Genomic DNA, 13647 nt, shown 5'->3' on the forward strand with positions numbered 1-13647 from the left:
CCACGGTCATTGTGAGCGCAGCGAAGCAATCCATTCATCCGAGCACGACGGCGCCAATGGATTGCTTCGCTGCGCTCGCAATGACAACCTGGCTTCCGACTGACATTGCGAATCATGGTCAAAGCATCGCTAAACAGAGCGCTACCGAGCGCAGCTGCCGACAAGAGGGCGGCCCTCGCCCTCGCCCCCGTTTCACGTGAAACGGAAGCCCGGCTCGACCGCTACGTCGCGCTTCTCCTGGAGTGGCAGGCCAAGACCAATCTCGTTGCGCCGTCGACGCTTCCCGAACTCTGGACCCGCCACATCGCTGATTCGCTGCAATTGCTCGACCTCGCTCCAACTGCCAAGGTCTGGGTCGACCTCGGCAGCGGCGGCGGCTTTCCCGGTGTCGTGCTCGCCTGCGCGCTCGCCGATACGCCTAGCACTAGCGTCCACATGGTCGAGCGCAACGCTAAGAAAGCGGCCTTTCTCCGCGAAGCACTGCGGGTGACAGCGGCGCCGGGGACGGTGCATCTGGCTGACATCGGGGATATTGTGGAAAGAATCAGCGGCCCGATCGATTGCGTGACCGCGCGAGCGCTGGCTCCGCTACATCAGCTCATCGGCTTCGCGGAACCGCTGGTGCGAAAGGGTGCAAAAGCGCTGTTTCTCAAAGGCCAAGATGTAGAGGCCGAATTGACCGAAGCCACTAAATATTGGAAAATTGAGCCGCAGCTTCATCCGAGTCGGACCGGCGGACACGGCTGGATTGTCGAGCTTAGCTCCATCGGGCGCCGTTGAGCTTTACGCAGGGGATTATCAGGGCAACGCTATGACCGTAATTGACGAGATTTATCAAGAGGATAGGGCGCCACAACCGGCTGGCCATCCACGCATCTTGTCGCTTGCCAACCAAAAAGGGGGCGTCGGCAAGACAACCACAGCGATCAATCTCGGGACGGCACTCGCAGCCATCGGCGAGCGGGTCCTGGTCGTTGATCTCGATCCGCAGGGCAACGCATCGACCGGCCTCGGCATCGACCGGCGCAATCGGGGCTGCTCGACCTATGACGTTCTGATCGGCGAGGCGCCGCTGCGCGAGGCGGTCGTGGCGACCGCGGTGCCACGGCTTCACATAGCGCCCTCGACCATGGATCTCTCCGGCCTCGAGCTTGAACTCGGCACGACGCCGGGCCGCGCGTTCCGCCTGCGCGACGCGATCGCGGGGCTCAACAACAACACCTCGCCGGATGCCGATTACACTTATGTGCTGATCGACTGTCCGCCGTCGCTCAACCTGCTGACCGTGAACGCGATGGCGGCGTCGGACGCGATCCTGGTGCCGCTGCAGTGCGAGTTCTTCGCGCTCGAAGGTCTGTCGCAGCTCTTGCAGACGGTCGAGCAGGTGCGCTCGACGCTCAACCCGAACCTGTCGATCCACGGCATCGTGCTGACGATGTTCGACTCCCGCAACAATCTGTCGAACCAGGTCGTCGCCGACGTCCGGCAGTTCATGGGCAGCAAGGTCTACAACACCATGATCCCGCGCAACGTGCGCATCTCCGAGGCGCCGTCCTACGGCAAGCCGGTGCTGGTCTACGACCTCAAATGCGTCGGCAGCGAAGCCTATCTGAAGCTCGCCACCGAAGTGATCCAGCGCGAACGCGAGTTGCGCACGAATTAAGGACCATTCGTAGGATGGGTAGCGCGCGGCGAAACCCATCATCTTTCCATGCGAGGAGCGCGATGGGTTTCGCGGCGCTCTACCCATCCTACGATCCGACCGATCTGAAATTCGAATTCCGGAGTTTGCTACGTGAATCCAAGGGAGCTGGCGACAATGGCCGACGAAGCGCGTTCGCGACTGGGCCGTGGGCTTGCAAGTCTGATCGGGGACGTCGGCGGCGAGGCCGCGCATGTCGAGCGGCCGCGCACGCAGCGCAAGGTGCCGATCGAATTCCTCAAGGCCAACCCACGCAATCCGCGCCGCAGCTTCGCCGATGCCGAGCTCCGTGAGCTCGCCGATTCGATCAAGCAGCGCGGCGTGATCCAGCCGATCGTGGTGCGGCCGGTCAAGGGCGCGCAGGACCGGTACGAAATCATCGCCGGCGAGCGGCGCTGGCGCGCCTCCCAGCTCGCCGGCCTGCACGAGGTGCCGATCGTCCCGATCGAGGTCAACGATAGTGACGCGCTCGAGATGATGATCATCGAGAACGTGCAGCGCGAAGACCTCAACCCGATGGAAGAGGCGCAGGGCTATCATGCGCTCGCCAACGAGTTCAAGCGCAGTCAGGAAGATATCGCGCGGGATGTCGGCAAGAGCCGCAGCCATGTCGCCAACATGATGCGGCTGACGAAGCTGCCCGCCGAGGTGCAGGCCTTCATCGCCAGCGGCGAATTGTCCGCAGGCCATGCGCGAGCGCTGATCGGCGTGCCCGATCCGCTCGCAGCCGCCAAGCGCATCGTCGCCGAAGGTCTCAACGTGCGCCAGGCCGAAGCGCTGGCACATGACGAGGGCGTGCCGGTGCGCAAGCCTCAGAAGGCGCGCGGCGGCGCCGCCGGCAACGAGAAGGACCCGGACACGCTCGCGCTAGAGAAGCGCGTCTCCGATGCGCTGGGCCTGACCGTCAGTGTCAACCACCGCGACCCCGGCGGCTCCGTGCAGATCAGCTACCGCAGTCTCGAGCAGCTAGACGAGGTGATGCGGCGGCTCGAGGGCGGTTAGTCTCGTCATTGCGAGGAGCGATAGCGACGAAGCAATCCATCTCTCCGCATGGGAAAATATGGATTGCTTCGCTTCGCTCGCAATGACGCCTTGGGGTGCATCGCGTCTCATCCCCGCCGTCGCGCATTCGCGGCGATCGAGAGCAAGGTGCGTTGCGCGATCACGGCGGCAAGCGAATTCTGCTTGCGCATATCGAGCGCCGCGGTGCCGAGCTGCTCGATGATGCCGACCAGCCGCTGCGGGCTGAAATTGCGGAGTGCGATTTCGACGGCACCTTTCCGCGAGAAATGCAATCGCGGGTATCCGCCCTCCAGTACCGACGCGGCCGGCGCACCATCGGCAATCGCCAGCGCCGATTTGTGCAGCCAGGCCGCCTGGCGCTGCGCGGCAGCGATGATGACGCCGGGATAGGTGCCGGCGACCATCGCTTTCGCAAACTCCGTCTCGACCGCGGCGGCATTGCCGGCGAAGGCACTGTCCACGATCGGATCGAGTTTCAGCTCGGACGCGTCGGACACCACGGTCATCACGTCCTCAAGCGTGACCTCGCCTTTGCCGTGGGCGTAGAGCGTGAGCTTGCGCACTTCGTTGCGCGAAGCCTGGCGGTCGCCGCCGAGCAATGACATCAGCACGGCACGGGCATCTTGCGCGATGCGCAGGCCGGATGCCTTGAGTTCGTCGTCGATCAGCTTGGCGAGATCGCGCTCAGTGTCGGGATAGCAGCCGATCGCTACCGCATTCTTGGCGCGCTCGCAGATCTTGCGCAGCGGCGAATCCGGCCTGATGTCGCCGGCCTCGATCACGATGCGGCAGTCGTTCACCGGCGAATCCGTCAGCGTCTCGACGCCGCTGGCAAAATTGCGCGAGCCGGCGCGAACGCGGATCGCGCGCCGTCCGCCGAACAGCGGCACCGTCATCGCTTCATCCACCAAACGCGAAGGCTCGGCGGCGAGGTCGTCGCCGTCGAGGCGGACCAGAGAGAACGGATCGTTGGGGTCGTCGACCGCGGATGCCATCAGCGCGTCGGCGCGCTCGCGCACCAGGCCGGCATCGGGGCCGTAGAGCAGGATGATCGGACGGCCGGGATCGGGCCGGGCGAGGAAGGCGTCGATCTCTTTTCCGCGGAGCGCGACCAACGGCGATCAGGTCCCGGCGGTGAAGAAGGACGCCAGCCGGGTATTGATGTTGTCCGCGATCTCCTGCGCGGCGCGATCTTCGGCGTCGCGCAACGCGCGCGTGCGGGTGAAGCGCTGGTAGGAGCCCGGCATGTCGTAGGACACCCGCGAGAAGGTGGAGCCCGTCATCACCGACTTGTTGGAGGCGATCTCGACCAGGTTGTATTGCGCGTCGATGCCAAAATTCTCGCCGGTCGGCAGCGCCGTGTTCGGATCGATCATCAGCGAGGAGCGGCTGGTCGTGAAGCGGATCACCAACCGATGGGTCGGCGGCATGCCGGTGGCGTTGCCATAGAGTTTGAACGCCAGCGCATTGCGGACTTCCACGCCGATGCGGGCCTCGCGGGACGCGTTCGGCTTGTCGTTGATTGGCGGGAGCTCGACGCCCATCAGCTTCTCGCGCAACGCCGGCGTGCCGTCGGTATGCTCGGCATACATCGGCTGGAAACAACCTGCCGTCACCGCAGCCAAAGCGGCCACCGCGACGAGCCGGAGAGCGATCCGGATCCTAGCCGACGACATTCACGATCCTCATGGGCACCACGATCACCTTGCGGACGGGCTTGCCGTCCAAGGCGGCTTTTACCGCATCAAGCGCCAGAACGGCAGCCTCGATCTCAGCATTTTCCGCCGCCCGTGGCACGGTAACATCACCCCGCTTCTTGCCGTTGACCTGGACCACCAGGGTCACGCTGTCTTCAACCAGCAAATCGCGTTCGATTTGCGGCCAGGAAGCCTCCGAAATCAGCCCCTCCTGGCCCAGAACCTGCCAGCATTCCTCGGCGAGGTGCGGCATCATGGGCGCGAACAGTTGAACAAGGATGACCGCGGCCTCCCGGACCGCCCAGGCGACGTCGGGGGCAGGCTTGCCGCCCTTGGCCAGGGTCTCGGCGAGCGCATTGGCGAATTCCCGGATATGGGCGAGGCAGACATTGAAATGCAGCCGCTCGATCCCGGAGGACACCTTGTCCAGCGCGCCATGGGCGGCCTTGCGCAAGACGAGCGCCTCGGGGGTGAATGACGCCGGCCGGGCCACTGGGGCACCCTTCGCGATCTCGGCGGATTCATTCACCAGCCGCCACAGCCGCTGCACGAAGCGTGCCGCGCCTTGCACCCGCTCGTCGCTCCAGATCACATCGCGATCCGGCGGGGAGTCCGACAGCATGAACCAGCGCGCGACGTCGGCGCCATAGGTCGCGATAATGTCGTCGGGGTCGACCGTGTTCTTCTTCGACTTCGACATCTTCTCGATCGGGCCGATCGTGATCGCCTCACCGGTGTCGATCGTCGTCGCGCGCCGCTCGCTGCCGACGACCTCGATCTTCACGTCCGCCGGCATCACGTAGGTACCGTCGGCCTTCTGGTAGGTCTCGTGCACCACCATCCCTTGCGTGAACATGCCGGCGAACGGCTCATCCATCGCGATGTGGCCCGTCGCCTTCATCGCGCGGGTGAAAAAGCGGCTGTAGAGCAGATGCAGGATCGCGTGCTCGACGCCGCCGATATACTGATCGACCGGCATCATCCGGTTGGCGACTTCAGGCGTGGTCGGCGATGTCTCGTTCCAGGGATCGGTGAAGCGCGCGAAGTACCAGGACGAATCCACGAAGGTGTCCATGGTGTCGGTCTCACGCTGTGCCGGCCCGCCGCATTGCGGGCAGGTGACGTGCTTCCAGCTCGGATGGTGGTCGAGCGCATTGCCAGGCTTGTCGAAGGTCGCGTCCTCCGGCAGCGTTACCGGCAGCGCGCTGTCGGGCACGAGCACGACGTCGCATTTCGGGCAATGGATGATCGGGATCGGGCAGCCCCAATAGCGCTGGCGCGAAATGCCCCAGTCGCGCAGGCGGAAGTTCACCTGGCGCTCGCCGACGGGCGCGTTGCCGCGAATCTCGCTCTCCAGCCGCTTCGCGACTTCTTCCTTCGCCTGCTCGATGGTCATGCCGTCCAGAAAGCGCGAATTGATCATGCGGCCGTCACCGTCATAGGCGGTGTCGGTGATCACGAACGTCTTCGGATCCTGCCCCTCCGGACAGACAACAGGCGTGTTGCCGAGATCGTATTTGTTGACGAAGTCGAGGTCGCGCTGGTCGTGCGCCGGGCAGCCGAAGATGGCGCCGGTGCCGTATTCCATCAGCACGAAATTCGCGACATAGACCGGCAATTTCCAGTTCGGATCGAACGGATGGATCGCCTTGATGCCGGTGTCAAAACCCTGCTTCTCGGCGGTGTCGATGACTTCCTGCGCGGTGCCGATCCGTTTGACCTCCGTGATGAACTCGGCAAGCTTCGGATTCTTTGCCGCCGCGGCCTGCGCCAGCGGATGGTTCGCCGAGATCGCCATGAACTTGGCGCCGAACAACGTGTCGGGCCGCGTCGTGAAAATCTTCAATTCGCGCTCGCCGTCCGGCGTGGTTGTGGGATCCAGCGCGAAGCGGATCAAGAGTCCCTCGGAGCGGCCGATCCAATTGCGCTGCATCAGCCGCACCTTGTCGGGCCAGCGATCCAGCCCGTCCAGCGCGTCCAAGAGCTCCTGCGAGTACTTCGTGATCTTGAAGACCCACTGGTTCATCTCGCGCTGCTCGACGACAGCGCCCGAGCGCCAGCCGCGGCCGTCGATCACCTGCTCGTTCGCGAGCACGGTCATGTCGACTGGGTCCCAGTTGACCTTGCGCTTCTCGCGCTCGACGAGGCCGGCGCGCAGGAAATCCAGGAACATCTTCTGCTGATGCTTGTAGTAGCTGGGGTCGCAGGTCGCGAACTCGCGTGACCAGTCCAGCGACAGCCCGATCGAGCGAAGCTGCTTCTTCATCGCCGCGATGTTGTCGTAGGTCCACGCCTTCGGCGCCACCTTGCGCTCGATCGCGGCGTTCTCCGCCGGCAGGCCGAACGCGTCCCAGCCCATCGGGTGCAGCACGTTGAGCCCCTTGGCGCGCATGTAGCGGGCCAGCACGTCGCCGAGCGTGTAGTTCCGGACATGGCCGATATGAATGCGCCCGGAAGGGTACGGGAACATCTCGAGCACATAGTATTTCGGCCGCGGATCGTCGTTTTTCGACGCAAAGATCGCCCTCTCGTCCCACTGGCGCTGCCAGCGCGGCTCGGTTTCACGGGCGTTGTAACGTTCGGAGGTCATGGAGCAGGGCTCTTGAGGGGCTTTTCGGCCGTTTAGAAGACGGCGGACTAGGCCATAGAATTGGCTGCGGGGTCAACGGGTTGGGGCACTCGTGACGGCCCTTGACGGTACGGCATAACGTGCCGGCTCAGCAGATATAGGTCTGCATTCTCGCGGCAGGAGATGCCCGAGCTTTGTTTCACTTTTCGCCCTCGCATCGAATAGAGGGCGCAGGGAAAGCCGGGTGCTGGTTGCACCCGTGGGTCCCGTGCAACAAAAAGCACGGGGTTAGGACCACAGGTTCAACCGAAGCATTCCGGCTTTCCCTGCGCGATGGTTTTAACGGTTTCCTTCGTGCTCTCCTCGGTGACCGGGCTTTCTTGCCACCGTCACCTCTCGCGCGAAGTTGTTCGCGCAAGAGATTTAGCGCCAGCGTCGGGGCGCCAGGACCACACGACTTCGCCGTCCGTGAATGCCACGCTCGTCAGTCGTGACACCCGCGTCCACCGCATCTCACCGCAACGTTCGTGACGATCGCGACCCGCCCCTCATCCGCCGTGAGACGCGCGCAGTCATAGTGCTGATTTGCCCGACGGCGGAAGCGGAATGTTTTTTGTGCGAGGGCTGGACGAGACAAATCAGGTTGGAATTGCTTGCGAATTTTTCTCCGCCGTCATTCCGGGGCGTCCGAAGGACGAACCCGGAATCCATCCAGCCAGGAAGGATGCGGCGAAATGGATTCCGAGCTCGCGCCAAGAGGCGCGCCCCGGAATGACAGAGGATGTGGTGACGTCGTCGCGCCCGAATGACAGCAGCGAAGTTAGCTCGCCATCGCCATCGCTGCCGCACCCTTCGAGCCTCGCACCAGGCCGTGTTCGACGACGGTGTTGCGGCCGAGATGTTTGGCGGCGTAGAGGGCGGCGTCGGCGGCTTCGATCAGGTCACCGGGGAGGAGCGCCGGGCCTGGCTTGGTGCAGGCGACGCCGACGCTGGCGGTGACGATCTGGTAGCTGGAGGTTGCGTGCGGCAGGCGGAGATCCTGCACCGTGGCGCGCACGATCTCGCCGATCTCTTTTGCGCGTGCGGCACCGGTGTTCGGCAACAGCAGGCAGAATTCCTCGCCGCCATAGCGGCAGGCGAAGCCCAGCGTATTGGCGGCGATGCCGGAGAGCGTCTCGCCGAGCCTGGTCAGGCAGGCATCGCCTTCGGGATGGCCGTAGGTGTCGTTGTAGAGCTTGAAATGATCGACATCGATCATCAGGAGCGACAGCTCGCAATCATATTGCTGCGCCTTCATCCACTCGAAATCGAGCCGGCTCTGGAAGCCCCGGCGGTTGGCGAGCCCCGAGAGCATGTCGATCGAGGCCATCACCGTCAGGCGGTCGTTGGTCGCGACCAGGTCGCGTTCGCGCTGGCTGAGCTGCGCGGCCATCGCATTGAAGGCGCGGGCCAGCGGAACGAACTCCGCGGGCAGCTTGTTCTTGGCGACGCGGACCGACCAGTCGCCCTCGCCGAAGCGCTTGGCCGTGCGGGTCATCACGTCGATCGGATGGATGATCAATTTTTCCGCGCCGACCAGCGCACCGAACAGCACGAGCAGGCAGACGAAGCCGAGCTGCAGATAGGCGGTGCGGATATCGCGATCGATCGCCGCCGTCACCTTGGCTTCGTCGATGCTGACGATCAGCCGCGAGCGTGTGCCGGGAATGCGGGCAAAGCTGATCGTGCGGTTCGTGCCATCCGCCGCGGTAAAGGACATCGAGCCGGAGGACTCACCATAACTAAGCGCCTTGTCCGCGACCGCGGACATCAGCGGCACGGTGTCCAGCGAGCGGCCGATCATGCTTGCCTGATCCAGCGGTGCCGCGAGAACCGTGCCAGTGCTGTCGACCAAGACGGAGGAAACACCGGCACGTCCGCCGTAATTGCTCATGATCTTGGACATCCAGTCCAGATTGATCGCGGCCAGAACCACCGAGTCGGTTTCACTGTTGACGGCCGCCACCGGGTAAGCGGCCATCACGACCGGTGTATTGGTGGGGCGGCTCACGATCAAATCGCTCAAGACAAATTCCCGGCGCCTTCTCGCTTCGGTCACATAGGGCCGGTCGCTGAGATCGATGCCGACATAGGCGTTGTCGGTCGAGCACTGGATCCGGTTGTCGCTGCCGAGAAACATCAGGCTGCGGATCCATGGCATGTTGGCGGGCACGCTGGCGCGCAGGATCTCGCAGCTCTTGCCGATGCCGCCGGCGGAGGCACGGATATAGGCGGCGGATTTCAGCACCGTCTCGACCGAGGAGATGACCTCGCGCTGGGCGTCGGCGCTGTGTGCGGCGAGCGCGGCGAATTCCTCGGCGGCGTGTGCGATCTGCTTGGCCCGCGAATCCTCCAGGGTGCGGACGCGGTCCAGCATCATGGGCGCCACCAGCAACAGCGCAAGCAGCGCCAGCCGCCCGCGGATACCCAGAAGAGTCTTGAGTTTGGCGCGGTGGCGGTTGAAATTAATTTTAGACATTAATGTCCCCTAGCCCCACTGGTGAAGGTAGAACGAAGGGTTCAAGAAGGCTTTCCCGGATTTGATAAAATTCGAGGGAACCTCCGCTAAAGCGTTTTCGAGCGGAGTGGATACCGGTTCGCGTAGCAATCAAGTTTACGCAGATTGCGTAGACTTATCTGCGTAGAAAACGCGTCAAATCAAGAATCTAGAGCTTCGGTTCTGATTCAATCAGAACCGAAAATGCTCTAGCCTGCGTTGGTAGATGACATGACACCGGAAAACACAGCGGCGCTAACCGCGCATTCACCAAACGGTCTCGCAGAAGTCGAGGAGGAAATCGCGCGCGCCTGCAAGGATGCGCGTCGCGATCGTGGCTCGGTGACGTTGATCGCGGTGTCGAAAACATTCAATGCGGATGCGATTTCGCCCGTCATCGCGGCCGGACAGCGCGTTTTCGGCGAGAATCGCGTGCAGGAAGCCAAGACGAAGTGGCCTGCCTTGATGCAGGCCCATCCCGACATCGTGCTGCATCTGATCGGACCGTTGCAATCCAACAAGGCGAAGGAGGCGGTGGCGCTGTTCGATGCCATCCATTCGGTGGACCGCCCCAGCATTTGCGAAGCGTTAGCCAAGGAAATCAAAAACCAGAACCGGCAGCCGCAATTGTTCATCCAGATCAATACCGGCGAGGAGCCGCAGAAGGCCGGCATTTCCCCGTCCGAGGCCGATGCCTTCATCGCGCGCTGCCGCGAGCATTACGGGCTTTCGATCTCGGGCCTGATGTGCATCCCGCCGGTGAACGACCCCCCTGCCCCGCACTTCGCGCTGACGGCCAAGATCGCCGCGCGCAACGGCCTGACGAATCTCTCGATGGGCATGAGCGCCGATTTCGCCACAGCGATCCAGATGGGCGCGACCCATGTGCGCGTGGGGTCTGCGATTTTTGGGGCAAGATAGCTGCGTGGTTGCATTGCGTTCGCGCGCAATAATGCGAAGAGGGCCGTGAGCTCCAATCTATCTCCTTACCCTGAGGAGGCCGCGAAGCGGCCGTCTCGAAGGGCGAGGCCACCGGCGGGGCCCCATGGTTCTCCGAGCGATGCGCAGCATCGTCCGGGAGACGCGCTGCGCGCTCCTCACCATGAGGGTCTAAGAGCGGGCCGCGGGTCACAGATCTACCTGCCCTCTAACCAATCACGATCCGCGTCTGCGGGCTCATTCGCCGTAATAGCCGCAGCATCGAGGATTTGGTCATCGAGACGCAGCCGGCGGTCGGCGCGAAATTTGGACGGGCCAGATGCAGGAACACCGCGCTGCCGCGGCCGGCGATGCGCGGGGTGGTGTTGTGGTCGATCTCGATGATGAAGTCGTAGAGACGATCCTCGCGCGTCAGCCGGTCGCCGTTCTGCTCGCGGGTCAGCCGCACCGGCCGGTTGTAATGGCGGTCCCGCGGGTCCTCGCACCAGGCGTCCTCGGGCCGAATGGCACGGGTGGGCAGGAAGCTCGCCGGTCGCGGGGAGCGGTCCGCCCGCCACCATAATTGTCGGGGGCGGAAGACACCCCTAGGGGTGCCGCCGTCGCCCTCGCGCTTATTCGCGAGGATGCCGCCCCGGCCAAGTGCAACCGGTACCGACCAACCGTCGGCGGTCAGCCACCCCCGGCACGGGTTACCGGCGGCGGGTTGGACGCGGACCAGGGACAACGGCCGATCACGCGCGGTTGTCTCATAAGTGATTGAAAAACTGGAACTTCTCATGTGAATCAAAAAGCCCGCGCCTTGCCTGCCCGGCCCCGATTGTTCTATCTGGCGGGATTACAGCACATTCATCCAATCGGCTGCTGATTTGGGATAGACTGTGATCGGCTTGTGAATCGGTAATGAACGACTACCTACACAGCGAGTCTCGCCATCAAGTCTCGGCCAAAGCGCTGTCCGCTTGTGTCCGCTGCTGCCTGCCTCCAAGAGGATCGTTCCTATGGCCAATGCCCGCAAGATTTTGATCGTGGATGACGACACCGACCTGCGTGACACGCTGGTCGAGCAACTTTCCCTTCACGAGGAATTCGAAGCCTCCGCAGTCGATACCGGCGCCAAGGGCGCCAGCGCCGCCAAGACCAACTCTCCCGATCTGGTCCTGATGGATGTGGGCCTTCCCGATACCGATGGCCGCGAGGTGGTGCGGTCCTTGCGCAAAGGCGGCTTCAAGGCGCCGATCATCATGCTGACCGGCCATGACACCGATTCGGACACCATCCTTGGCCTCGAATCCGGCGCCAATGATTATGTGGCAAAGCCCTTCCGCTTCGCGGTGCTGCTGGCCCGGATCCGCGCGCAGCTCCGCCAGCACGAGGCGAGCGAAGACGCGGTGTTCTCCGTCGGTCCCTACAGCTTTCGGCCCGGCTCGAAGATGCTGACCGCCGCCAATGCGCGGAAAGTGCGGCTGACCGAGAAGGAGACCGCGATCCTGCGCTTCCTCTACCGCGCCGGCCAGATGCCGGTGTCGCGCGAGACGCTGCTGCAGGAGGTCTGGGGCTACAATTCGGGCGTCACCACCCATACGCTGGAAACGCATATTTACCGGCTCCGGCAGAAGATCGAGAAAGATGCCGCCAATCCCGAGATCCTGGTGACGGAAGCCGGTGGCTACAAACTGGTGCCGTGATACGATTCGCGACCGAATCGTATCCCCGGTCACCGGCCTGAATGTCGATCGAAGATGACGTAGCGCTGCTCGAACGCGTCTCCACCTTGCGCCTGCTGGGGGATACTGCTTTGCGCATGCTTGCGATCGGCTCCGAACAGCGAAATTTCGAACCCGGCGACGTTATTTTCCATGCCGGCGACCAGGCGGATGCGGGTTATGTCGTGCAGCGCGGCGCTTTCCGCGTGGAAGATGGCGGTGCCGAGATCATCGCAGGCCCCGGCGCGCTGATCGGCGAGCTCGCGCTGATCGTGCCGATGAAGCGGCCGTCGACCGCGACCGCGCTGGAGCGCGCCACCTGTGTTCGAATTTCGCGCAGCCTGTTTCAACGCGTGCTGGAAAGCGATCCCGCCGCGGCGCGAAGGCTGCGCGACGAATTCGCCACCCGCACCAGCCAGCTTGCCAGCGATATCGTGGTGGCGGGCGGGAAGTTGAGTTCGTAGCTCCCTGTCGTCCTCGCGAAAGCGAGGACCCATAACCACAGGCAGCCGTTGTGGCGGAAGCAAGTGGTTGCGGCGGAGCACACCACAAAAGCCTGTGGTTATGGGTCCCGGGTCAAGCCCGGGACGACGGTCAGCTACACCTCCAACGTCACCGTCACCGGCACGTGGTCCGACGGACGCTCCCAGCCGCGCGCGTCGCGGGTGATCCTGAAATCCGTGACGCTGTCCTTCAGCGCGCGCGAGACCCAGATGTGGTCGAGCCGGCGGCCGCGGTCGCCGACGGTCCAGTCGGCGGCGCGATAGCTCCACCAGGTGTAGACTTTCTCCGACAGTGGAATGCGCTCGCGTGCGACGTCGAACCATTCGCCATGCACCTGCGCTGCGAGCAGCTTCTCGGTTTCGATCGGGGTGTGCGAGACGACCTTCAGGAGCTGCTTGTGCGACCACACGTCGTTCTCGTGCGGGGCCACGTTGAGATCGCCGACCAGGACGTGACGGTCGTCGCCGCGCGGATGCAAGGGCTCGCAGGCTTTCATCTCGTCGAGGAATTGCAGCTTGTGCTCGAATTTCGGATTGAGTGCGGGATCGGGGATGTCGCCGCCGGCCGGCACATAGAAATTATGCAGCACCAGCGGCTTTGACAATTGTGCCTTGTCGCCGAACTCGACCGAGATGTGGCGGGAATCGATCTTGTCGCAGAAGGTGCGGATGTCGGTCTTCTCGAACGGCACTTTCGAGATGATGGCGACGCCGTGATAGCCCTTTTGCCCGTTCAGCGCGACATGCTCATAGCCAAGCCGTTTGAACCGCTTCAACGGAAAGGCGTCGTCGATGCATTTGGTCTCTTGCAGGCAGAGCACGTCCGGCCGCGCCTGCTTGATGAACTTGGCGACGAGATCGATGCGCAGGCGCACCGAATTGATGTTCCAGGTTGTGAGGGAGAGACGCATGGGAACTGCGTCTTAGCATGGATTGCGGCGGTGGATAGGATTGTCCACAGGGGACGCGTAGGGT

General features: G+C 63.4%; 12 protein-coding genes. 6 read left to right on the forward strand and 6 right to left on the reverse strand.

Features of this window, described 5'->3' with window-relative positions; all coding sequences use genetic code 11:
• Positions 1 to 114 precede the first annotated feature (114 nt).
• The 3 genes from rsmG (at position 115) to ACZIRK_RS12055 (ending at position 2704) form a co-directional block, all read left to right on the forward strand.
• Complete coding sequence (rsmG, locus tag ACZIRK_RS12045) at positions 115 to 780, forward strand: 16S rRNA (guanine(527)-N(7))-methyltransferase RsmG (protein ID WP_130225501.1); 666 nt, start codon at positions 115 to 117, stop codon at positions 778 to 780.
• A 31-nt stretch (positions 781 to 811) separates the two neighbouring features.
• Entirely contained in the window at positions 812 to 1663 is an 852-nt protein-coding gene (locus ACZIRK_RS12050; RefSeq protein ID WP_130225500.1) for a ParA family protein, read from the forward strand.
• Between the two features lie 156 nt (positions 1664 to 1819).
• Positions 1820 to 2704 carry a ParB/RepB/Spo0J family partition protein gene (locus tag ACZIRK_RS12055; RefSeq protein WP_165435184.1) on the forward strand — a complete coding sequence of 295 codons (885 nt, stop codon included), beginning with the start codon at positions 1820 to 1822 and terminating at the stop codon, positions 2702 to 2704.
• Positions 2705 to 2811: 107 nt separating this feature from the next.
• Here the strand turns inward: ACZIRK_RS12055 and holA are convergent, their stop codons facing one another.
• From holA to ACZIRK_RS12075, 4 genes are all read right to left on the reverse strand, one after another.
• Positions 2812 to 3840, reverse strand: coding sequence for a DNA polymerase III subunit delta (holA, locus tag ACZIRK_RS12060; RefSeq protein ID WP_130225498.1), 1029 nt, complete (start codon positions 3838 to 3840; stop codon positions 2812 to 2814).
• Positions 3841 to 3846: 6 nt separating this feature from the next.
• Positions 3847 to 4401 (reverse strand): LPS assembly lipoprotein LptE, encoded by a 555-nt coding sequence (gene lptE, locus ACZIRK_RS12065; protein ID WP_028164764.1) that lies wholly within the window; start codon positions 4399 to 4401, stop codon positions 3847 to 3849.
• The gene (leuS, locus tag ACZIRK_RS12070; RefSeq protein WP_130225497.1) at positions 4388 to 7012 is read right to left on the reverse strand and encodes a leucine--tRNA ligase; all 2625 of its coding nucleotides are present in this window, start codon (positions 7010 to 7012) and stop codon (positions 4388 to 4390) included. Before leuS ends, lptE begins: the two co-directional genes overlap by 14 nt.
• A 799-nt stretch (positions 7013 to 7811) precedes the next feature.
• Positions 7812 to 9509, reverse strand: coding sequence for a diguanylate cyclase domain-containing protein (locus ACZIRK_RS12075; RefSeq protein ID WP_130226315.1), 1698 nt, complete (start codon positions 9507 to 9509; stop codon positions 7812 to 7814).
• Positions 9510 to 9758: 249 nt separating this feature from the next.
• On the opposite strand from ACZIRK_RS12075, the gene ACZIRK_RS12080 reads away from it, so the two are divergent.
• Complete coding sequence (locus tag ACZIRK_RS12080; RefSeq protein ID WP_130226314.1) at positions 9759 to 10448, forward strand: YggS family pyridoxal phosphate-dependent enzyme; 690 nt, start codon at positions 9759 to 9761, stop codon at positions 10446 to 10448.
• 226 nt (positions 10449 to 10674) lie between these two features.
• Here the strand turns inward: ACZIRK_RS12080 and ACZIRK_RS12085 are convergent, their stop codons facing one another.
• Positions 10675 to 11244: a L,D-transpeptidase family protein gene (locus ACZIRK_RS12085; RefSeq protein ID WP_130226313.1), complete on the reverse strand. Its 570-nt coding sequence runs from the start codon at positions 11242 to 11244 to the stop codon at positions 10675 to 10677.
• A 220-nt stretch (positions 11245 to 11464) separates the two neighbouring features.
• Here ACZIRK_RS12085 and ACZIRK_RS12090 point away from each other — a divergent pair, with 220 nt between their 5' ends.
• Positions 11465 to 12151, forward strand: coding sequence for a response regulator transcription factor (locus tag ACZIRK_RS12090; protein ID WP_027582830.1), 687 nt, complete (start codon positions 11465 to 11467; stop codon positions 12149 to 12151).
• A 41-nt stretch (positions 12152 to 12192) separates the two neighbouring features.
• Positions 12193 to 12633, forward strand: coding sequence for a cyclic nucleotide-binding domain-containing protein (locus ACZIRK_RS12095; RefSeq protein ID WP_028164759.1), 441 nt, complete (start codon positions 12193 to 12195; stop codon positions 12631 to 12633).
• Between the two features lie 134 nt (positions 12634 to 12767).
• Here the strand turns inward: ACZIRK_RS12095 and ACZIRK_RS12100 are convergent, their stop codons facing one another.
• Complete coding sequence (locus ACZIRK_RS12100; protein WP_028164758.1) at positions 12768 to 13583, reverse strand: exodeoxyribonuclease III; 816 nt, start codon at positions 13581 to 13583, stop codon at positions 12768 to 12770.
• Positions 13584 to 13647 lie beyond the last annotated feature (64 nt).

It is taken from the genome of Bradyrhizobium sp. Leo114, from assembly GCF_055229415.2.